This is a genomic window from Streptomyces sp. 2114.4 (assembly GCF_900187385.1).
Taxonomy (GTDB): domain Bacteria; phylum Actinomycetota; class Actinomycetes; order Streptomycetales; family Streptomycetaceae; genus Streptomyces; species Streptomyces mooreae.
In genome coordinates, this window is sequence record NZ_FYEY01000001.1 from 5,204,167 (window position 1) to 5,225,397 (window position 21,231).

Here is a 21,231-nt window from a genome sequence, read left to right on the forward strand (position 1 = left end):
TGGACACGGCCGGCTGACCGGCCCGGCGGCTCGTCGGCCCGAGCGGCCGGCGAGCCGGGGCCGATCGTCACTCCGTGCCGGTCGGGGCGACCGGCACCCCCATGACCTCGCGCGCATGGCGGTTGGGCACCATGCCGAGCCGCCATGCCTGCCACCCCGTTTCCGGCTCCACCCCGCGGTCCAGCAGCAACGCGAACGCCTCCGCGCAGTCCTCCAGCTTGGAATCGCGGGCCGCATGCTTTTCGCGGATCAGCTGCGCCAGCTCCTCCTGGGCGACGGCCGCGCCCACCACGCTGCCACCCGGCGAGGCGAGCGGCAGCAGCGTGCAGCGCAGGAACCGTGCCCAGTCCTCGCCACGCCGGTCGCCGTAGCCCGCGAACAGGCCCGCCGCCTCGTCGGCAAGCTCCAGCGCCTGCGCGGCCCGGCCGTTACCGGCGTCGATGATCAGCAGTTCCAGGCAGGACCACGCCTCCCCGTGCGGTACCCCTATCCGCTGGAAGTCCTTACGGGCGTCCTGCAGCAGCTGCCGGGCGAAGCCGCTGTTGCGCAGCGAGCCGGTCTGCTCCGCCCGCAGATCGCGGGTGACCCGCCCGGAGTGATGCCGGGCGCAGGCCAGGCCGTAGCCGTCCTGCATCCGGCTGAACATCGTCCGCGACCGCTCCAGCTGCCGCAGCGCCGCGTCGTGCTCGCCGCGCTCCTCCAGCGCCTGGCCCAGGTAGTACATCGTCCAGGCCTCACCCCGCGCGTCCTCGTGCTGGTGGTGCAGCGGCAGGGCCTGCCGGAGCTGGTCCACCGCGGGGCCCGGCTCGCCGTCCACCAGCCGGGCGCGCGCCAGCTGCGTCATCGCCCAGGCCTCACCGCGCTCGTCGTGCGTACGGCCGTAGAGCCCCAACGCCGCCTGCAGAGCACTCTCCGCCGCCGGTACGTCGCCCCGGCGCAGATGTACCTGGCCGAGCTGGAAGTGGGCCCATGCCTGGCCGTGGATACTCTCGCTCTCCTCGTGCAGCTCCAGTGCCTCCCGCAGCATGGCGAGGGCGTCGGCGAGCTGGGCACGGTCCCGTTCCACCGCCGCCAGGGCGTGCAGCGTCCAGGCCCGGTCGCCGTGCATGTCCGCGCCGGACTGCAGCTGAAGCGCCTCACGGAGCTTGGCCGCGGCCTCCACGAGATTGCCCTGCTGCTGCAGCGTGATGCCCAGATCGCGCAGCGCACGGGCGGCGCCGGCCGGGTGCTGCGCCTCGAAGTACAGATCGACCACCGACGACAGCGTGGTCCGTGCCTTGTCCAGCTCGCCGAGCTGGCGGGCCGCCACACCCGTACGCCACTGCACCGAGCGGACCAGCAGCCCCTGCCCGACGGCCCGGGTCAGCTCGCTCAGCTCGCCGAGGCGGTAGAGGTCCCCGCGCAGCAGGCAGTAGTCGGCCAGCGCGCCCAGCAGATGCGAGACCGCCGCCTGGTCCACGCCCTGGTCGGCGTGGCGCAGCGCGGCCGTGATGAAGCTGGTCTCGTCGTCCAGCCACTGCAGGGCCGCGTCCAGGGAGGTGAAGCCGTGCGAGCCGAAGCGGTCGGCGCGGGTGGACGTCCGGCCGTCGACCAGCCGGATGACCGAGTCGGCCAGCTCCGCATAGCCGCGGATCAGCCGCTCCTGGGCCGCGCCGCGCTCGCCCGGCTCCTCCTCGTCCATCAGCCGGTCGTGCGCGAAGCGGTGCACCAGGGCGTGCAGGCGGTAGCGGCGGCCCCGCACATGCTCGATCAGCCCGGCCCGGGCCAGCGTCGTCAGTTCCCGCTCGGCCTCCGCCTGCTCGACGCCGAGCAGCGCCGCCGAGGCCGCCGCCCCCAGGCTCGCCCGGCCCACCAGCGCCAGCCGGCGCAGCAGCCGCCGGGCGGTCTCCGACTGGTCGGCGTAGCGGAGCCACAGCGCACGTTCCACGGGTGACACCTCGCCGTGGGCCGCCAGGTCCGTGGCCAGTGCGGTGGCGGTGCGCGAGCCCAGTGCGGAGCCCGCCACCCGCAGCGCCAAGGGCAGGCCCGCGCACAGATCGGAGATCTCGTCGAGGGCCTGTGCGTCGTAGGGGCCCGTCTCGTCCGCGGCGTCGTCGCCGGCCGCGGCGGAGGCGCGCAGCAGCTCTTCGGTGCCTGCGGCGTCCAGTGCTCCCACCGGCAGGTGGTGCACCCAGGCCTCGATGTCCTCCGGCAGCTCCAGCGGCGTACGGGAGGTGACCAGCACCAGGCTGTCGGACCGCTCCGGCACCAGGGTGCGCACCTGCTCGGGATCCGCGGCGTCGTCCAGCAGCACCGTCACCGGAAGGCCCGTCAGATGCTGGTGGTAGAGATCGGTGAGCCGTTTGACGTGCTGCTCCTGGGACGGGCGCTCGCGGAACAGCAGTTGCTCGCGGGGCGCGCCCAGCCGGTTGAGCAGATGCAGCAGCGCGTCCCGGGTCGGCAGCGGCACCTCACCAGGGGTGTCGCTGCGCAGGTCCACCACACAGGCGCCGCGGAACTGATCGCGCAGCTGATGCGCGGCCCGCACCGCCAGCGCCGTACGCCCCGAGCCCGGCTCGCCGTGGAGTATCACCACCGTCGGTTTGGTCTCCGTGCTCGCGCGGGCCGCGTGCACCCACTGCGCGATCTGCGTCAGCTCCGTCCGCCGCCCGGCGAACGGTCCGTCCGGCTGCGGAAGCTGGGAGAACGAGTGCTCCAGCAGGGACCGCTGCCGGGCCGCGGCGCTGCGGTCCGCACCGCGCAGCTGCGGTCCGCGGCCGCTCTTCGAGGCGACGGGCCCCGCGGCCGTACCGCCGCGAGCGGCCGCCGTCAGCATCCGCTGCTGGTCCAGGAACGGCCGGATGCCGCGTACCTCCAGCGCCGTCAGCCACTGCAGACGTAACTGCTGCGCACCGCCGGGCCGGCCGAGCATCCCGGCCTCCCGGTGCGCCGCCGGCCAGTGGCCCGCGGTCAGCTTCAGGACCGTGGCGGCCGCGCCCGCCACCACCACGGCGGCGCCCACGCCCAGCGCGGGCCCCGCTCCCGTGCCGTACACGAGGTCCGTACCGAACGCCGCCACCGCCGCCACGGCCGTCGCCACCGCGGGGGTGCCCAGCTCCTTGCGCGACAGCCGCCGGGACAGCGACGGCCGGCCGGCGGCGGCCTCGTCCAGCGCCCGGACATACGCGGTGTACTCCTCGGCGGCGCTGCCCGCCAGCTCCTCCAGCGCCGCCCGCGCCCGGCCGAGCAGCGCGTCCCCGTCGAGCCGTCCGCCCGAGCGCCGTACCTCCTCCTCGACCGCCCTGGTCAACAGCGCTTCCGCGTCCGCCCGGTGGCCGTCGCGCAGCACAGCCAGTGAGCCCGGCATGCCATCCCCCTCCAGCAGTTCCAGTTCCAGCAGTTCAGCAGTTCAGCAGTTCCAGTTCCAGCAGTCCGGCAGTCCGGCAGCTCCAGCAATTCGGGAAGCTCCCGAAGTTTCCGCAGTTCCCGCAGTGTCCGGCGGTGATCGTCGCCGTACGCACAGTGTTCCGCGGCCGCGTGATTTCCGGCAGGCCTGTGGATAACTCCCTCCGCTCCCGGCTCCCCGTGCCTCAGTGGGAGAGGATGGCCCCATGCCGAACCGCCTGGCTCAAGAGACTTCCCCCTATCTGCTCCAGCACGCCGACAACCCGGTCGACTGGTGGCCGTGGTCGGCCGACGCGTTCGAGGAAGCGCGGCGGCGCGGCGTGCCGGTCCTGCTCAGCGTCGGCTACAGCTCGTGCCACTGGTGCCACGTGATGGCGCACGAAAGTTTCGAGGATCCGGCCACTGCGGCGCTGCTCAACGAGCACTTCGTGTCCGTCAAGGTGGACCGCGAGGAGCGCCCCGACGTCGATGCCGTCTACATGGAGGCCGTGCAGGCCGCCACGGGGCAGGGCGGCTGGCCGATGACCGTGTTTCTCACCCCCGACGCCGAGCCCTTCTACTTCGGTACGTACTTCCCGCCCGAGCCGCGCCACGGCATGCCGTCCTTCGGGCAGATCCTGGAGGGGGTGCGCAGCGCCTGGACCGACCGGCGGGACGAAGTCGGCGAGGTCGCCGGCCGGATCGTCGCCGACCTGGCCGGGCGGTCGCTGACCGAGTCGCTGCCCGCGGACCGGCGGCCCCCGCGTCCCGAGGAGCTGCACGGTGCCCTGATGGGGCTGACCCGGGAATTCGACGCGGTGAACGGCGGGTTCGGCGGCGCGCCCAAGTTCCCGCCGGCCATGGTGCTGGAGTTCCTGCTCCGCCACCACGCCCGCACCGGCTCCGAAGGAGCCCTGGAAATGGTGCAGGCGACCTGTGCGGCGATGGCTCGCGGCGGCATCTATGACCAGCTCGGCGGCGGTTTCGCGCGCTATGCGGTGGACGCCACGTGGACCGTGCCGCACTTCGAGAAGATGCTCTACGACAACGCCCTGCTGTGCCGGACCTACGCCCATCTGTGGCGGTCCACCGGCTCGGACGTGGCGCGCCGCATCGCGGTCGAGACCGCCGACTTCATGGTCCGGGAACTCCGCACCGACCAGGGCGGTTTCGCCTCCGCGCTGGACGCGGACAGCGATGACGGCTCGGGCACCGGCAGGCATGTCGAGGGCGCCTACTACGTCTGGACGCCAGAGCAGCTGCGCGCCGTACTGGGCGAGGAGGACGCGGAGTTCGCGGCCACCCACTTCGGCGTCACCGAGGAAGGCACCTTCGAGGAGGGCGCCTCGGTCCTCCAGCTCCCGGATGCCGGAGGACCGGTGGACGCCGACCGGGTGGCCTCGGTCAAGCAGCGGCTGCTCGCGGCGCGGGAGGAGCGGCCACGCCCCGGCCGGGACGACAAGATCGTCGCCTCCTGGAACGGGCTGGCCATCGCCGCGCTCGCCGAGACCGGCGCCTACTTCGACCGGCCGGACCTGATCCAGGCCGCCACCGACGCCGCCGACCTGCTGGTACGCGTGCACATGGACTGGCAGGGCCGGCTGCACCGCACCTCCCGCGACGGCGCCCCCGGCGCCAACTCCGGTGTCCTGGAGGACTACGCCGATGTCGCGGAGGGCTTCCTCACCCTGGCCTCCGTCACCGGGGAAGGCGTCTGGGTGGAGTTCGCGGGCTTCTTCCTGGACACCGTGCTGCTCCAGTTCACCACCGAGGACGGTGCGCTCTACGACACCGCGGCCGACGCCGAGGCCCTGATCCGCCGCCCCCAGGACCCGACCGACAATGCGACGCCCTCCGGGTGGACCGCGGCGGCCGGGGCCCTGCTGTCGTATGCCGCACTGACCGGCAGCGACCTCCACCGGAACGCCGCGGAGCGGGCCCTGGGCATCGTCACCGCGCTCGGCGGCCGGGCCCCGCGCTTCATCGGATGGGGGCTGGCCGTCGCCGAGGCCGCGCTGGACGGTCCGCGCGAGGTCGCCGTCGTCGGCCCGCAGGGCGATCCGGCCACCGTCGCGCTGCACCGCGCCGCCCTGCTCGGCACCGCCCCGGGGGCGGCCGTCGCGCTGGGCGAACCCGGGGTGGACGAGGTGCCGCTCCTCCAGGACCGCCCCCTGGTCGACGGCAAACCGGCCGCCTACGTCTGCCGCCGCTTCACCTGCGAGCGGCCGACGACGGATCCGCAGGAGCTGGCGGAGCGGCTCGGGAGGTAGTGGCCCGCCCGGCACCCCCGCCCGCACCCCGCCCGGAAGTCCCAGGACCAGCGACCGGTTTGACCTTGACGTGCGCGTCAGGTTCTAGCCTCGGGGCATGACTCCCCGAACACACCGTGAAGTCCGCCTGGCCGCCCGCCCCAAGGGGCCCGTCACCGATGATCTCTTCGAGATCGTGGAGGTGCCGGTTCCGGAACCCGGGCCCGGCCAGGTGCTGGTCCGCAACACCGTGATGGGTGTCGCCGCTGTGATGCGCACGCTGATGGACGAGACCAGCGTGGTGCCGATGCCCTCCTACCAGGTCGGCGAACCGCTGTACGGGTCCGCTCTCGGCGAGGTGGTCGCCGCCCCGGGGACCGACCTCGATCCCGGTGACCTGGTGGAACACCAGCTCGGCTGGCGGGAATACGCGGTGGTGGACGCCGACCAGGTGCACCGGCTCGACCCCGGTCTGCTGCCCGATCCGGGCGCCTTCCTCTCCCAGGGGCCCACCGCCTGGATGGGCGTGGTGCACGGCGCCGAAGTACGCCCCGGCGACACCGTCTTCGTCACCGGGGCGGCGGGCGGGGTGGGCACCCTGGCGGGCCAGATCGCCCGGCTGCGCGGCGCCGCCCGGATCATCGGCAGCACGGGATCGCCGGAGAAGGCGGACCGGCTGATCAAGGAATTCGGTTATGACGCGGTGGTGATCCGCGGTGCGGGCCCGATCGCGGACCAACTGCGCGCGGCCGCCCCGGAAGGCATCGACGCGGTCTTCGACAACGTCGGCGGCGAACAGCTACAGGCCGCCCTCGCCCTCGCCAACCGGGGCGCCCGGATCGCCATCGTCGGGGCGCTCTCCAGCCAGCTCGGCGGGGAGGGCACTCCCGCCACCCTCGAGATCGACCCCCTCTCGCTGCTCTCCCGCAGCATCACCCTGCGCGGTGTCGCCCTGTACGACCACCTGGACCTGATCCCGGAGTGGAACCAGCGGTTCGGCGAGGGACTGCGCGACGGCACCCTCACCTTCCCGCACGCCCGGCTGCGCGGCATCGAACAGGCGCCGCGCGCACTGCGCGAGCTGACCGAGGGGCGCCATCTGGGCGCGGTGCTCGTGGAGTTGTGAGGCCGCGGCCCCGGGCCCTCGTGCGGCGGGGCGATTGCCCCGCCGTTGTCGGTGCCCGGTTGTAGCCTGCACGCGTGACCACCTTGCTCGGGCAGCGATCCCTCGTCCAGGAGGCCGCGGCGCTACGGGACGGCACGGACGACCCCGTCGACGCGGCGAACCGTTCGTGTGACCGTATCGACGCCGTCGATCCGCAGGTGCGGGCCTTTGTGCCCGAGGCCGGGCGGCGTACGCGGCTCCTGGAGGCGGCGCGCCGGAAGGCGGCGACCGCTCCTCGCCCGGCCGCCGGCCGGCCCGCCCTGTACGGCGTTCCCGTAGGCATCAAGGACATCGTGCATGCCGACGGGCTGCCCACCCGCGCGGGCTCGGAGCTGCCGCCCGAGGTGCTCGCAGGCCCGCAGGCCACGGTCGTCGGCCGGCTGTGTGCCGCCGGTGCGCTGATCGCGGGCAAGACGGTCACCGCGGAGTTCGCGGTGACCGCCCCGGGCCCGACCCGCAATCCGCACCACCCGGCGCATACGCCCGGTGGTTCGAGCAGCGGCTCCGCAGCCGCGGTCGCCGCCGGGATGGTGCCGCTGGCCATCGGGACACAGACCGTCGGCTCGATGATCCGGCCCGCCGCCTACTGCGGAGTGGTCGGCTTCAAGCCGAGCTACGGGCGCATACCGGTCGACGGGGTGATCCCCAACGCCGCGAGTTTCGACACCCTCGGCTGCTTCGCCACGGATGTGGCCGGTGTCGCGCTGGCGGCGTCGGTGCTGGTCGACGGCTGGCGGGCGCGGGACGGTGCGGGCCGGACCGTGCTCCCGGTACTGGGCGTGCCGGCCGGCCCCTACCTGGAGCGCGCCGACGGCGAGGCGCTGCGGGCCTTCGCGGAGCAGCGCGAGCTGCTGCGGGCGGCCGGGTACGTCATCCACGAGGTGCCGGTGATGGACGACTTCGAGCAGATCGTGGACCAGCTGTTCACGATGAACCGCTACGAGGTCGCCCGGGCTCACGCCGACTGGTTCGTGCGCTTCGGCGACCGCTACCGGCCGGAGACCACCTCGGCCATCCGGCAGGGACACACCATCGGGGACGCCGCCTACGAAGCCGCCCGCGGACGGCGTCAGGCCTTCCGCGCCCGGCTCGCGGCGGACCGCGCCGCGGCGGGTGTCGAGCTGTGGATCGCCCCGTCGGCCACCGGCCCCGCGCCCGCCGGCCTCACCACCACGGGCAGCTCGATCATGTGCCTGCCCTGGAGCAATGCCGGGCTGCCGTCCGTCAGCGTGCCCGCCGGCCGCGCCGCGGGCGGACTGCCGCTCGCGCTCCAGCTCGTCGGCGGATTCGGCGCGGACGAAGACCTGCTGTACGGGGCGGCGGGGATCGAGCGCGTACTGAACGCCGCGAGTCCCCGGCACGAGGACGGCAGGCCGGACCCGGCCCGGAGGGGCTGACCACGCCGGAGAGGGGGAGAACGCGGAGGGTGACCGACCGGGCGGAGAGGGGATGGACGCGCCGGAGAGGGAGGGGATATGCGTATCGGGGACGCGGCGGTGGCCGCCGGTATGACACCGCGGGCGCTGCGCTACTACGAGCAGCAGGGGCTGGTGACGGCCCGGAGGACCCCGTCAGGCCACCGGGTGTACGACGCGGAGGACATCCGCCGGCTGAGGGTGGTGCGCGCGCTGCGGGACGCGGGGCTGACGGTGGGCGATGTGCGGACGTTTGCGCACCTGCTGCACACGATGCCGGCCGACGACGTACCGGATCTTCTTCCCCGGGCCCTGGGTTCCGGCCGCTGTTCGGATGTCGAGGCGGTGGCCCGGCGCCGGCTCGCCGACCTGGATGCCCGTATCGAGCGGCTGTCGCAACTACGGGCACGACTCGCGGCACGCCTGGGCGAACCGGTGGCCGGGCCACCGGAGCCGGGGAATCCGGGGGAACGGGGAAAGCAGGCCGGGCCGGGGCGGCCGGCCGGACCGGGGGAGCAGGGGAAGGCCGGGCCGGGCGCCACGGTCCGCGCCGGGGCGGACAGCGGCCCGATCTTCCGGCTGGACGCCGTGCCGCCTCCAGGGGCCGCGGCCCTCAGAGCGTGAGCCCCCGCTCCAGTACGTCCAGGGCGCGGTGGACGGATGCCTCGGGACCGGTGGTCCGGCTGCTCTCCCCCCAGTGCAGCAGCGCCTCCTGGAGCGCGGCCAGGATCACGTCGCTGATCACCCGCAGCTCCAGGTCGTCGGCCGGGCGGCCGGAGCGCTCCGCCAGCACGGCGGTGAGCATCGCGGCGTCCCGTGCGGTGTGCTCCGCCGTACGGCCCCGGACGGCGGGCACCTCACGGATCAGCCGGAGGCGCTGGACGAGCTCGCCACGCTGCTCGGCGGCCATCGCGCGCAGTGTCTCGATGCTGACCTGCCGCACCGACTCGATCACCGGCTCGTCCGCGGGACGGGCCCGGATCCCGTTCTCCAGTACGGCGTCGTACTCGTCCGTGAGCACGATGTCTTCCTTGGCGGGGAAGTAGCGGAAGACCGTGCTCGGGGAGACGTCCGCGGCCGCGGCGATCTGGTCGACGGGGGTCGCGTCGTACCCCTGTTCCTCGAAGAGCCGGTAGGCGGCCCGCCGGATCGCCTGCCGGGTCTGGATCTTCTTCCGCTCCCGCCGCCCGGGCTGCGGTGTCCCGGTCGGCGTGGTGGCAGAGGTGCGTACGGCCATGCGCAGCATTGTCGGGCATCGGGCCGCCCGGAGGCCACGGCCGCCCTCCCGCGCGCAGCACGCGCCGAGCGAGCCCCGGGGAATCACCTGGCAATCACCGAGCAAGCTGTGGGCAATCACCTGGCAATCGCCGGGCAAGCACTGGGCAAGCACTGGGCAAGGCCGAGCAACGGCTGAGCGACCGCGAAAGCCCGATGTCAGTGGGGCGTGTCACGCTGTGGATATGAAGAATTACGCTCGGGGACGACAGGGGGCGGGGCGGCCGCTCGGGGCCGCCGGGTGCGCGGCCTCAGGCGTGCGAATAGGCCACCAGGGAGATGCCGATGTAGTGCACGACGAACGCCGCCAGGGTGAGGGAGTGGAAGACCTCGTGGAAGCCGAACCACCGTGGTGAGGGGTTGGGGCGCTTGATCCCGTAGATCACGCCGCCGGCGCTGTAGAGCAGCCCGCCGACGATCACCAGTACCAGCACGGCGACGCCGCCGGTGCGCAGGAAGTCGGGCAGGAAGAAGACGGCGGCCCAGCCCATGGCGATGTAGCAGGGGGTGTAGAGCCAGCGTGGAGCGCCGACCCAGAAGACCCGGAAGGCGATCCCGGCCAGCGCGGCCGCCCAGACCGCCCAGAGCAGCGCCTGCCCGCGGGATCCGGGCATGAGCAGCATCGTCAGGGGCGTGTAGGTGCCCGCGATGATCAGGAAGATATTGGCGTGGTCGAGCCGGCGCAGCACGCCGTCGGCCCGCGGCCCCCAATTGCCCCGGTGGTAAAGGGCGCTGACCCCGAAGAGCAGGCAGGCGGTCATGGTGTAGATGGCGCAGGCCAGGCGGCCGCGGGGGCTGTCGGCGAGGGCGGTCAGTATGACCCCGGCGAGGAGGACGGCGGGGAACATTCCGGCGTGCAGCCAGCCGCGCAGTTTGGGTTTCAGGGGCGCGGTCGCGGCGGCGACCGCCGCGATCGCGGGCGGCGCGGAGGGGGGCTGGCTCTCGGCGGCGTCGGGCGCGGAAGTCATGGCGCAATGCTACCTACGCGACCGTAAGTTACCGATTCGTGGCGGAGTGGTGACGGTCACCAAAGCGCCCTCTGGACAGAACTCCCTCCGGGTCGGATGATCAAATGAGTGCGGTCGGCACCGGATGAGCGGTCACGAAGCATCCGGGTCGCAGCCCCCAAGGGGCAGGCAAACAAAAGAAGCGGATTTCCCTGCAAAACGGGCATAAATCCGTCCACACCCTCATCTAGGAGCGATCGTGGCGCGCGACAACGCGGCTCCCTCTGCCCATCCGACCCGTCACCAGGACCTCATCTCCTGGGTCGACGAGATCGCAGCGCTCACCCAGCCCGACCGGGTCGTCTGGTGTGACGGCTCGGAGGCGGAGTACGAGCGTCTGTGCGAGGAGCTCGTCGACAAGGGCACGTTCAAGAAGCTCGACCCGATCAAGCGCCCCAACTCGTACTACGCCGCCTCCGACCCCTCGGACGTGGCGCGCGTCGAGGACCGCACCTTCATCTGCTCCGAGAAGGAGGAGGACGCCGGCCCGACCAACCACTGGAAGGCCCCCGCCGAGATGCGGGAGATCTTTACCGGTGAGAAGGGCGTCTTCCGCGGTTCGATGAAGGGCCGGACGATGTACGTCGTCCCGTTCTGCATGGGCCCGCTCGGCTCGCCGCTCTCCGCGATCGGTGTGGAGATCACCGACTCCGCCTACGTCGCGGTCTCGATGCGCACCATGACGCGCATGGGGCAGCCGGTGCTCGACGAACTCGGCGAGGACGGCTTCTTCGTCAAGGCCGTGCACACCCTCGGCGCCCCCCTGGCCGAGGGCGAGGCCGACGTGCCGTGGCCGTGCAACTCCACCAAGTACATCTCGCACTTCCCCGAGGACCGCGAGATCTGGTCCTACGGCTCGGGCTACGGCGGCAACGCCCTGCTCGGCAAGAAGTGTTACGCGCTGCGGATCGCCTCCGTCATGGCACGTGACGAGGGCTGGCTCGCCGAGCACATGCTGATCCTCAAACTCACCCCGCCGCAGGGCGAGCCCAAGTACGTCGCGGCGGCCTTCCCGTCCGCCTGCGGCAAGACCAACCTCGCGATGCTGGAGCCCACGATCTCCGGCTGGACGGTCGAGACCATCGGCGACGACATCGCCTGGATGCGCTTCGGCGAGGACGGCCGCCTCTACGCCATCAACCCCGAGGCCGGATTCTTCGGTGTCGCCCCCGGCACCGGCGAGCACACCAATGCCAACGCCATGAAGACGATGTGGGGCAACTCCGTCTTCACCAACGTCGCGCTCACCGACGACGGCGACGTCTGGTGGGAGGGCATGACGGAGGAGAAGCCCGCCCATCTGACCGACTGGAAGGGCAACGACTGGACCCCGGAGTCCGAGACCCCGGCCGCCCACCCCAACGCCCGTTTCACCGTCCCGGCCGGCCAGTGCCCGATCATCGCGCCCGAGTGGGAAGACCCCAAGGGCGTGCCGATCTCGGCGATCCTCTTCGGTGGCCGCCGCGCCAGCGCCGTCCCGCTGGTGACCGAGTCGCTGACCTGGCAGCACGGCGTCTTCCTCGGCGCCAACGTCGCCAGCGAGAAGACCGCGGCGGCCGAGGGGAAGGTCGGCGAGCTGCGCCGCGACCCGTTCGCCATGCTGCCGTTCTGCGGCTACAACATGGGCGACTACATGGGTCATTGGGTCAAGGTCGGTGCCGACAAAGACCAGTCCAAGCTGCCGAAGATCTACTACGTCAACTGGTTCCGCAAGGACGACAAGGGCCGCTTCGTCTGGCCCGGCTTCGGCGAGAACAGCCGGGTGCTCAAGTGGATCGTCGAGCGCCTGGACGGGAAGGCCGAGGGCGTCGAGACCCCCATCGGTGTGCTGCCCACGAAGGACGCGCTGGACACCGACGGCCTGGACCTCGACGACGCCGACCTCGACTTCCTGCTCACCGTCGACAAGGACGTGTGGCGCGAGGAGGCGGCGCTGATCCCCGAGCACCTCAACACCTTCGGTGACCACACGCCGAAGGAGTTGTGGGACGAGTACCGCGCACTGGTCCAGCGGCTCGGCTAGCCGCCGCACCGCTCACCGCCCGGCCGGGGCCCCGCACCTTCGCGTGCGGGGCCCCGGCTCGTTCACCGTCCGCGGTGCGGAAGCCGGGCCGCCCCGTTGGGCCGGTGGGGTGACACCGGGCCCGCCCTCGCCCTCGTCGGAGGCGTGCGGGCCGGTCCGGGCCTCATGCCGTGGCGAGATCCCGGTCGTGACGCGGTGCGGCGTGTGCCTCCATCCGCTCCGCGGCCAGGGCCATCGCCGCGGCGTCCCCGCGGGAGGTGGCGACCGCCAGGGCGTTCCCGGCGAGGGTGTGGGCGCGCTGCCGCAGGGCCTCGGCGTGGGACGGGCTGCCGCCGTCGGAGGGCTCGGCGCGCAGGGGGTAGTGGCCGCCGCTCAGCCGCGCGACCTGGTCGGCGATGCGCTCGGCGGCGGCGGCGAGCGCGGCGCCGTCCGGCGTGGCCCCGTGGGCCGCGCCGCCGTCCTCGCGGGTCGCCAGCGCGTGCAGTTCGTCGGTGACGGTGAGCAGCGCGGTCAGCTGTCCGGCGAGCCGGATGTCCAGCTCCTCCTCGCGGGAGCGGTGCGGGACCTCCGGGGCGGCGGCCATGGTGTGGACCGACTTGGTGCGGATCGGTTCGTACATGGGACGGCCTCCTGAAAGCGTCTAGGAGACCATCCTAGCTTAGACGATGTCTAAAGTTGTGATCCGTATCGATCTGTGGAGAAGTCGCTCCGCCTCAGCACTGTCCGTAACCGTCGAGGAAGGAGCCGATCCGGGTGACGGCATCCGTCAGATCGTCCTTGCTGGGCAGGGTGACCAGGCGGAAGTGATCCGGCTCCGCCCAGTTGAAGCCGGTGCCGTGCACGATCATGATCTTCTCGGCGCGCAGCAGGTCGAGCACCATCTGCCGGTCGTCCTTGACCTTGTAGACCTTGGGGTCCAGCCGCGGGAAGGCGTACAGCGCACCCTTCGGCTTGACGCAGCTGACGCCGGGGATCTGTGTCAGCAGCTCGTGCGCCGTATCGCGCTGCTCCAGCAGCCGGCCGCCGGGCAGCACCAGGTCGTTGATCGACTGACGGCCGCCGAGGGCCGTGGCGACGGCGTGCTGGGCCGGCATATTGGCGCACAGCCGCATATTGGCGAGGATCGTCAGTCCCTCGATGTACGAGGCGGCATGCGCCTTCGGGCCGCAGACCGCCATCCAGCCGCTGCGGTAGCCCGCCACCCGGTACGACTTCGACAGCCCGTTGAAGGTCAGGGTCAGCAGGTCGGGGGCGAGCGAGGCGAAGGGGGTGTGGGTGACACCGTCGTAGAGGATCTTGTCGTAGATCTCGTCGGCGCAGACGATCAGGTTGTGCCGCCGGGCGATCTCCGCGATGCCCCGCAGCAGCTCGTCGTCGTACACCGCGCCCGTGGGGTTGTTGGGGTTGATGACGACGATGGCCTTGGTGCGGTCGGTGACCTTGCGCTCGATGTCGGCGAGGTCCGGCATCCAGTCGGCCTGCTCGTCGCAGCGGTAGTGCACGGCGGTGCCGCCGGAGAGGGACACGGACGCCGTCCACAGCGGGTAGTCCGGGGCCGGGACCAGCACCTCGTCGCCGTCGTCCAGCAGTGCCTGCATCGACATCTGGATGAGTTCGGAGACGCCGTTGCCGAGGTAGATGTCGTCGACGGAGAGCTCGATGCCCTTGGTCTGGTAGTGCTGCATCACCGCGCGGCGGGCGGAGAGCAGGCCCTTCGCGTCGCCGTAGCCGTGTGCCGTACCGACCGAGCGGAGGATGTCCTCCAGGATCTCGGGCGGGCACTCGAAGCCGAACGCCGCCGGGTTGCCGGTGTTGAGCTTGAGGATGCGGTGACCCGCCGCCTCCAGCCGCATGGCCTCCTCGAGCACCGGGCCACGGATTTCGTAGCAGACGTTGGCGAGCTTCGTTGACTGGATCACCTGCATGTCCGCCACCTTACGGCTGCGTAACGACGGCCGCCCGGTGTTCTTCCCCACGTTGGTCAGCGGATGGTGTGGGGTACGTCACGCAAAGTGACGCTCTGTGGCCGGGCGGCCAGCCGGGCGGGCGGCCGGTCGGTCGGGCGGACGGTCGGACGGGGTCGGCGGGGAGGCCGGTCCGAGCGCCCGCCCGCCCGACCTCACGCCCGACGGCCGGTTCAGCCGCATCGAGGAGACCACCCTCATGCTCCAGGGCTCCGACGCCGATCGCGGCATTGGCAGTGCCCGCTAGGCCGCGGCCGGTGAACCGTGGCCCGCCCTCCTGTCGGTCCTGGTGAGGGTGGGTGTGGCGGCGCGGGCGGGCCGTGGCATCCCGCTCGGGCGACACCGTTTGAATGATGAAAAGAGCGGGGCGGTAGCATATGAGCACCGCCTAGCTCGAAAGATAAGCCTGTGACTGTCAATGACGACTCGTTCACCAACTGGAAAAACCGCGAGGAGATCGCGGAGTCGATGATCCCGATCATCGGGAAGCTGCACCGCGAGCAGGACGTGACGGTCCTGCTGCACAGCCGCTCCTTGGTGAACAAGTCGGTGGTCAGCATCCTCAAGACCCACCGCTTCGCCCGGCAGATCGCCGGTGTGGAACTCTCGGTCACCGAGACGCTGCCGTTCCTGCAGGCACTCACCTCGCTCGACCTCGGCCCGTCCCAGATCGACATCGCCCTGCTCGCCGAGGCGTACCGCACCGACGACCGCGGTCTGTCGGTGGCGGAGTTCACCGCCGAGGCCGTCGCCGGCGCCACCGGTGCCGACAAGATCGAGCGCCGTGAGCCGCGCGATGTCGTCCTCTACGGCTTCGGCCGCATCGGCCGCCTCGTCGCCCGCCTGCTGATCGAGAAGACCGGTTCCGGCAACGGCCTGCGGCTGCGCGCCATCGTCGTCCGCCAGGGCGGCGAGCAGGACATCGTCAAGCGTGCCTCGCTGCTGCGCCGGGACTCCATCCACGGGCAGTTCCAGGGCACGATCACCGTTGACGAGGCGAACAGCACGATCATCGCCAACGGCAACGAGATCAAGGTGATCTACGCCAACGACCCCTCGGAGGTCGACTACACGGCGTACGGCATCAAGAGCGCCATCCTCATCGACAACACCGGCAAGTGGCGCGACCGCGAGGGCCTGTCGAAGCACCTGCGCCCCGGCATCGACAAGGTCGTCCTGACCGCGCCGGGCAAGGGCGACGTCCCCAACATCGTGCACGGCGTCAACCACGACACGATCAAGCCGGACGAGCAGATCCTGTCCTGTGCGTCCTGCACCACCAACGCGATCGTCCCGCCGCTGAAGGCGATGGCGGACGAGTACGGCGTGCTGCGCGGTCACGTGGAGACCGTCCACTCGTTCACCAACGACCAGAACCTGCTGGACAATTACCACAAGGCCGACCGTCGCGGCCGCTCGGCGCCGCTCAACATGGTGATCACCGAGACCGGTGCCGCCTCGGCCGTCGCCAAGGCGCTGCCCGAGCTCACGGCCCCGATCACCGGCAGCTCGATCCGGGTCCCGGTGCCGGACGTCTCGATCGCGATCCTCAGCCTGCGGCTCGGCCGTGAGACCAGCCGCGAGGAGGTCCTTGACTACCTCCGCGACGTGTCGCTGACCTCGTCGCTCAAGCGCCAGATCGACTTCACCACGGCGCCCGACGCGGTGTCGAGCGACTTCATGGGCTCGCGCCACGCCTCGATCGTCGATGCCGGCGCCACCAAGGTCGACGGCGACAACGCGATCCTCTACCTCTGGTACGACAACGAGTTCGGCTACTCCTGCCAGGTCATCCGCGTCGTCCAGCACGTCTCCGGGGTGGAGTACCCGACCTACCCGGCTGCGGCGGTCTGATCCCGGAGTCTGATCCGGCGGGCCGCTCGGTTCGTTCCGTTGGCCGTTGGCCGTTGGCCGTTGGCCGTTGGCCGTTGGCCGCTGGCCCTTCCACTGCCCGTTGGCGGTGGGAGGGCCAGTTGGCGTTGGCGGACGGCACCCTTCCGGTCAGTGCATGCTGCCCTTTCGTACCTTGCCCCGGTGATGACCCGGCACGTATCCAGAAAGAGTTGACGAACTCGCGCCGGAAGAGGGGCACCCGTGCACCATCACGAGCAGGCCGGACACACCGAGGCGGGCAGCGGCCGTACCCCGGCACACAAGCCCGCATCCGCCCTGCCCACACAACAGCGCGGCCTGCTCGGGCTGCAGGCCGGTGCGGGCAACGCCGCGGTCGTCCAGCTGCTCCGTCAGGCCGGCCACCCCGGTGCCCGGGAGGAGCGGCACCAGCACGGCGCCGAATGCAGCCATCAGCACGCGGGGCCGGAGCCGGCGCCGCAGTCCGCGCCGCAGCCCGCGGTGCAGCGCTCCGCCGTTCATGACGTGCTGCGCACGCCCGGCCGGCCGCTGGATGACACCACCCGTGCCGACATGGAAGCGCGTCTGGGCGCGGACTTCTCCGACGTCCGTATCCACAGTGACGCCGCCGCCAAGGCCTCGGCCGCCGAAGTCGGTGCTCGCGCCTACACCAGCGGCCATCACGTCGTCCTCGGAGACGGCGGTGGGGACCGGCACACCCTGGCCCACGAACTCACCCACGTCATCCAGCAGCGCCAGGGACCCGTCGCCGGTGCCGACAACGGCAACGGGCTGAAGGTCTCCGACCCGTCCGACCGCTTCGAGCGCGAAGCCGAGGCGAACGCCGTCCGGGCCATGGCTGCCCGCCCCCAGGACGCTCAGCACCTGCAACGCGACGTGGCGCCCGCCCACGCGCCCGTCGCCCTCCCCGCCGTGCAGCGCGCCTACGACCACGACAACCCGGCAAACCCCCAGAACGTCATGACGACCGAGCACTGGGAGCGTCAGGCGGGGGTCATGGGCGCCGACGGCAAGGCCACCAAAGAGATGGCCACCGCCAAAGTGAGCCTCACCAACGCGGCCAAGAAGAACAAGAAGGCCAAGGCGGGGAAGGGGCGCACGATGGAAGAAATCATCAAGACCGTCGGCCCGGACCTTCTGCGTCAGCTGCACAGCAAGCCGGCGACGGCCGGGAAGCTGGAGCTGTACCGGTCCATGAGCCTCGACGAGGCGATGGGCATCATGGAGTACTGGGGCAGTCCCGCAAAGGCTGCCGCCCTGCAATATGTGGCGGACGGCGAGGGCTCGGCCAAGGAATTCAAGACCCACCACAGAGGCATGACCATCGGTGCCCACCTCGGCGACCGGGCCCAGGCCGACGCGTACCACAACATGGGGGGCGCGGCGTATCAGGTCATGCTGAAGTTCACGCTGAAGCCCGGTGCGCACGAACTTCTCTTCCACCCGCAGCACATGGCCCTCGGCCCCTCCTACCACAGCGAATTGATCCGCAAGGCGCATGGCGGCGACTATCGGAATGCCAATGCGAACGAAGGCGCGCTGCCCGGCTATATCGGTGTGAAGGCGGAAGAGAACGAGCCGTTCAGTATGGCTGTCGCCCAGGGAGCCAAGAGCAAGAAGGGCAGGGAAGCCGGCCCGAGCCAGTTGCTGTTCCAGTTGTTCATCGCGGAGGTGAACGTGGTGGGCAACAAGTCGGGGACGCCCCTGCCGGGTGAAGCCGTAGCGGCCGTGTAATCACGAACTGCCATGATGTGGCCGCGTCTTGGCCAAAGTCCTAACCCCAGCCCTGGCCCTGGCCCCGGTCCTGGCCCCGGCCCGCCGCCGTGCGCCGTACCGTCCGTCCCGCCAGGACATCCGTCCGCCGGCCGTCCTCGATCACGAAGCGGCCGTCGATGAGCACATGCGGAATGCCGGTGGGCAGGGTGCGCGGGGCGTCGAAGGTGGAGCCGGCGGCGACCGTTTCGGGGTCGAAGAGGACGAGGTCGGCGCGGTAGCCCTCGCGGACGAGGCCGCGGTCGGGGAGCCGCAGGCGGGCGGCCGGGCGGCCGGTCAGATGGGCGACGCACTCCTCCAGGGACAGCACACCCAGCTCGCGGACGTACCTGCCGAGGTACTGGGGGAAGGTCCCGTAGGCGCGCGGATGCGGCTTGAGGCCCTGGAGGATGCCGTCGCTGCCGCCGGTGTGCGCCCGGTGGCGCATGATCTGGCGGACGTTCTCCTCGTGGCCGATGTGCTGCAGGATCGTCGAGCCCAGGTGGTCGTCGGTCAGCAGCCGCCGGGCGGTCACCCACGGCTCCTCGCCACGCTCCGCCGCGCTGTGGGCGACGGTCTTCCCGACGTAGCCGGACAGCGCCGGGTCCGCGACCCCGGAGATCTCGATGGTGTCCCATTCGATGGGCACCCCGTGGCAGCCGTCCGCCCCGTCCACCTCCATGACCCGGCGGATGCGCTCGGCCGTCGCCTCGTCGCGGAGGCGGTCGAGGATCGCCTCGGGACCGCCCTCGCTCGCCCAGCTGGGCAGCATCGCGGCGAGGGTCGTACAGCCGGGGGTGTAGGGGTAGGTGTCCAGGGTGAGGTCCGCGCCCGTGTCCAGCGCCCTGTCCAGGAGCGCAAGCAGCTCGGGCGCGCGGCCCTCGTTGACGCCGAAGTTCATGGTGGCGTGCGCCAGATGCAGCGCGCAGCCGGCCTCGCGGGTGAGCGCCATCATCTCCTCGTACGCCCGGAGGGCGCCGGCCCCGTAGGAGCGGTGGTGCGGGCAGTAGTAGCCGTCGTAGCGGGCCACCACCCGGCACAGTTCGGTGAGTTCCGCGTCGGAGGCGTACATGCCGGGGGTGTAGGTCAGACCGGAGGACAGCCCCACCGCGCCCTCCTCCAGCCCCTCGGCGATCAACTGCTTCATCCGCGTCAGCTCGTCGGCGGTGGCGGGGCGGTCGTCCCAGCCGAGCGCGAGCATCCGGACGGTGCCCTGCGGGATGAGGTAGGCGGCGTTGACGGCGATGCCGTGGCCGTCGAAGCCGTGGTCGAGGCGGTCGAGGTAGCCGCCGACGGTGCGCCAGGAGAAGTCGACGGAGGTGTCCCCGGGGCCCCCACCGTTCCAGCCGGTGATCTGGGTGCGGACCTCGGCGAGAGTCCGCTCGTCGACCGGCGCGTACGACAGGCCGTCCTGGCCGATGACTTCGAGGGTGACGCCCTGGGCGGCCTTCGCCTCGTGCGCCGGGTCACGCAGCAGCGCGAGGTCGCTGTGCGCATGCATGTCGATGAAGCCGGGGGAGAGGGTGAGGCCGTGGCCGTCCACCACGCGGGCGGCGCCCGGGCGCGGGCCGCCGTCCGACTCCCGGTGGATCGCGGCGATCCGGCCGCCGGCGAGGGCGACATCGGCGCGGTAGGACGGACCGCCGGACCCGTCGAGGACGCGGACGTCGCGGAGCACGGTGTCCATGGGGGACCGCCTTTCTCATGGCCTGGACGGGGTCCCGGCGCCTGCGGGGTGCCTCGTTCCGCATAGCCCCTAAGGGCTCCTGATAGCCCCTAAGGGCTCCTGATAGCCCCTAAGGGCTCAGGAAGGCCCCTAGAAGAAGGTGCGGAGGAAATCGGTGACCGTGCCGTCCTGCTCGACCAGCGGGATCAGCTGCCACTTGTCGAAGGACGTGCAGGGGTGCGACAGGCCCAGCCCGACCCAGTCACCGACCTCCAGGTCGCCGGCCCGCTCGGTGCGGACCCAGGCGTGCTGGTCGGACAGGCCGGTGACGGTGACGCCGTCCGCCGGCCGCAGGGTGTCGTCCCGGCCGGACCGTACGACCTGGGCCTGCGGCAGATGCAGGTCGTACGCCGCATCGCGCTTGCCCGCGTTGAGGAACGCCTGCTCGGGCGTGGGGCGGGAGACGACCTGCGCCCAGAGGCGGAAGGCGGGCTGCAGGGCGCCCTCCTCCGGGACGCGGTTGAAGGGGGTGACCTCGCGGTAGTGACCGTCGTCGTGCGAGACGTACGCGCCCGAGCGCAGCAGCTTGAGAGGCAGGGCGGTCAGTTCGGGGATCTCGGCGAAGACCTCGGCCACCGCATCGAACCAGGCGCTGCCGCCGGCGCTGATGACGATCTGGTCGAGGTCGGCGAACCGGCCCGCCCGGTCGAACTCCACGGCCAGGGCGACCAGTCGGCGCAGCCAGGCGGTCACCCGCTCGGGGGTGGCGTCGGGCACCTCGCCCTCGTAGCCGGCGACGCCGACCAGGCGGAGGGTGTCCACGCCCGCGATGGCGTCGGCGAGTTCGAGGCATTCGGTCTCGGTCCGCACGCCGGTACGCGCGCACTCGCCGGCGCCGAGTTCGACGACGACGTCCACGGGCCGGGTGGCGCCGGCCTCGCGCAGCGCGGTGTCCATCAGCTCGATGCCGCGCAGCGAGTCGACGTAGCACACGAAGCGGAAGCCGGGGTCGGCGGCGAGCTCACCGGCGAGCCAGCGCAGCGCGGCCGCGTCCACGAGCTCATTGGCCAGGAAGATCCGCTGGATGCCGTAGTGGCGGTACACGCGGACCTGGTGAGGGACGGCGGCGGTGATGCCCCAGGCGCCGTGCTCCAGCTGGCGGGCGAAGAGCTGCGGCGCCATGCAGGTCTTGCCGTGCGGCGCGAAGGCCAGGCCGTGCCGGACGGCGTACGTCTCCATCAGGGCCAGGTTGTGGGCGACCGACTCGGCGGAGAGGGCGAGGACAGGGGTGGTGAACCCGTCGCGGAAGAGGTTGCGGCGCTCGGCGGCCAGCTCGCCGACGGTCCGGCCCTCGGCGTCCGGAGGCAGCGCCTTGAAGCGGTGATCGACCCGCTCGTCCGCGAGTTCTTTGAGTCCCTGCGCGAGCCGTTCACCGGCCATGAGGCCTCCTCACAAGTCCTCGTTGCACTGTCTGCAACAC

General features: G+C 71.7%; 14 protein-coding genes and 1 pseudogene. 8 read left to right on the forward strand and 7 right to left on the reverse strand.

Annotated elements, in window-relative coordinates:
- Positions 1 to 67: 67 nt before the first annotated feature.
- Entirely contained in the window at positions 68 to 3,346 is a 3,279-nt protein-coding gene (locus CFW40_RS23045) for a tetratricopeptide repeat protein (protein ID WP_088799666.1), read from the reverse strand.
- 244 nt (positions 3,347 to 3,590) lie between these two features.
- Between CFW40_RS23045 and CFW40_RS23050 the strand changes: the two genes are divergently transcribed.
- From CFW40_RS23050 to CFW40_RS23065, 4 genes are all read left to right on the forward strand, one after another.
- Positions 3,591 to 5,633 (forward strand): thioredoxin domain-containing protein, encoded by a 2,043-nt coding sequence (locus CFW40_RS23050; protein ID WP_088799667.1) that lies wholly within the window; start codon positions 3,591 to 3,593, stop codon positions 5,631 to 5,633.
- Positions 5,634 to 5,730: 97 nt separating this feature from the next.
- Entirely contained in the window at positions 5,731 to 6,738 is a 1,008-nt protein-coding gene (locus CFW40_RS23055; RefSeq protein WP_088799668.1) for an NADP-dependent oxidoreductase, read from the forward strand.
- 74 nt (positions 6,739 to 6,812) lie between these two features.
- A complete protein-coding gene (locus tag CFW40_RS23060) occupies positions 6,813 to 8,174 on the forward strand; it encodes an amidase (protein ID WP_088799669.1) in 1,362 nt (453 codons plus the stop codon).
- 78 nt (positions 8,175 to 8,252) lie between these two features.
- On the forward strand, positions 8,253 to 8,816 hold the full coding sequence (locus CFW40_RS23065; protein WP_088799670.1) for a MerR family transcriptional regulator: 564 nt from the start codon (positions 8,253 to 8,255) through the stop codon (positions 8,814 to 8,816).
- Here CFW40_RS23065 and CFW40_RS23070 read toward each other — a convergent pair.
- Positions 8,806 to 9,438, reverse strand: coding sequence for a TetR/AcrR family transcriptional regulator (locus tag CFW40_RS23070; protein ID WP_088799671.1), 633 nt, complete (start codon positions 9,436 to 9,438; stop codon positions 8,806 to 8,808). The two genes, CFW40_RS23065 and CFW40_RS23070, sit on opposite strands and share 11 nt — an antisense overlap.
- A 280-nt stretch (positions 9,439 to 9,718) precedes the next feature.
- Positions 9,719 to 10,435 (reverse strand): hemolysin III family protein, encoded by a 717-nt coding sequence (locus CFW40_RS23075; RefSeq protein WP_088799672.1) that lies wholly within the window; start codon positions 10,433 to 10,435, stop codon positions 9,719 to 9,721.
- A gap of 238 nt (positions 10,436 to 10,673) precedes the next feature.
- Here CFW40_RS23075 and CFW40_RS23080 point away from each other — a divergent pair, with 238 nt between their 5' ends.
- Positions 10,674 to 12,497: a phosphoenolpyruvate carboxykinase (GTP) gene (locus CFW40_RS23080; protein ID WP_088799673.1), complete on the forward strand. Its 1,824-nt coding sequence runs from the start codon at positions 10,674 to 10,676 to the stop codon at positions 12,495 to 12,497.
- Positions 12,498 to 12,660: 163 nt separating this feature from the next.
- Here the strand turns inward: CFW40_RS23080 and CFW40_RS23085 are convergent, their stop codons facing one another.
- Positions 12,661 to 13,116 carry a hypothetical protein gene (locus CFW40_RS23085; RefSeq protein WP_088799674.1) on the reverse strand — a complete coding sequence of 152 codons (456 nt, stop codon included), beginning with the start codon at positions 13,114 to 13,116 and terminating at the stop codon, positions 12,661 to 12,663.
- A 94-nt stretch (positions 13,117 to 13,210) separates the two neighbouring features.
- Entirely contained in the window at positions 13,211 to 14,422 is a 1,212-nt protein-coding gene (locus CFW40_RS23090; protein WP_088799675.1) for a pyridoxal phosphate-dependent aminotransferase, read from the reverse strand.
- A gap of 190 nt (positions 14,423 to 14,612) precedes the next feature.
- Between CFW40_RS23090 and CFW40_RS38255 the strand changes: the two are divergent.
- The 3 genes and pseudogenes from CFW40_RS38255 to CFW40_RS23105 all read left to right on the forward strand — a co-directional run.
- Positions 14,613 to 14,708, forward strand: a pseudogene (locus CFW40_RS38255) (nuclear transport factor 2 family protein); the annotation flags it as partial.
- Between the two features lie 161 nt (positions 14,709 to 14,869).
- Complete coding sequence (locus tag CFW40_RS23100) at positions 14,870 to 16,315, forward strand: glyceraldehyde-3-phosphate dehydrogenase (RefSeq protein ID WP_088799677.1); 1,446 nt, start codon at positions 14,870 to 14,872, stop codon at positions 16,313 to 16,315.
- A gap of 240 nt (positions 16,316 to 16,555) precedes the next feature.
- Positions 16,556 to 18,067: a DUF4157 domain-containing protein gene (locus CFW40_RS23105; protein ID WP_088799678.1), complete on the forward strand. Its 1,512-nt coding sequence runs from the start codon at positions 16,556 to 16,558 to the stop codon at positions 18,065 to 18,067.
- 40 nt (positions 18,068 to 18,107) lie between these two features.
- Here the strand turns inward: CFW40_RS23105 and CFW40_RS23110 are convergent, their stop codons facing one another.
- Positions 18,108 to 19,772, reverse strand: a complete 1,665-nt coding sequence (locus tag CFW40_RS23110; protein ID WP_088799679.1) for an amidohydrolase family protein — start codon at positions 19,770 to 19,772, stop codon at positions 18,108 to 18,110.
- A 129-nt stretch (positions 19,773 to 19,901) separates the two neighbouring features.
- Positions 19,902 to 21,191, reverse strand: coding sequence for an amino acid deaminase (locus CFW40_RS23115; protein ID WP_088799680.1), 1,290 nt, complete (start codon positions 21,189 to 21,191; stop codon positions 19,902 to 19,904).
- Positions 21,192 to 21,231 lie beyond the last annotated feature (40 nt).

Excerpts from the sequence above, each read along its gene's own strand:
- CFW40_RS23045 (WP_088799666.1), bottom strand. The coding sequence starts at position 3,346 with ATGCCGGGCTCACTGGCTGTGCTGCGCGACGGCCACCGGGCGGACGCG.
- CFW40_RS23050 (WP_088799667.1), top strand. The coding sequence starts at position 3,591 with ATGCCGAACCGCCTGGCTCAAGAGACTTCCCCCTATCTGCTCCAGCAC.
- CFW40_RS23055 (WP_088799668.1), top strand. The coding sequence starts at position 5,731 with ATGACTCCCCGAACACACCGTGAAGTCCGCCTGGCCGCCCGCCCCAAG.
- CFW40_RS23065 (WP_088799670.1), top strand. The coding sequence starts at position 8,253 with ATGCGTATCGGGGACGCGGCGGTGGCCGCCGGTATGACACCGCGGGCG.
- CFW40_RS23070 (WP_088799671.1), bottom strand. The coding sequence starts at position 9,438 with ATGCTGCGCATGGCCGTACGCACCTCTGCCACCACGCCGACCGGGACA.
- CFW40_RS23075 (WP_088799672.1), bottom strand. The coding sequence starts at position 10,435 with ATGACTTCCGCGCCCGACGCCGCCGAGAGCCAGCCCCCCTCCGCGCCG.
- CFW40_RS23085 (WP_088799674.1), bottom strand. The coding sequence starts at position 13,116 with ATGTACGAACCGATCCGCACCAAGTCGGTCCACACCATGGCCGCCGCC.
- CFW40_RS23090 (WP_088799675.1), bottom strand. The coding sequence starts at position 14,422 with ATGCAGGTGATCCAGTCAACGAAGCTCGCCAACGTCTGCTACGAAATC.
- CFW40_RS23110 (WP_088799679.1), bottom strand. The coding sequence starts at position 19,772 with ATGGACACCGTGCTCCGCGACGTCCGCGTCCTCGACGGGTCCGGCGGT.
- CFW40_RS23115 (WP_088799680.1), bottom strand. The coding sequence starts at position 21,191 with ATGGCCGGTGAACGGCTCGCGCAGGGACTCAAAGAACTCGCGGACGAG.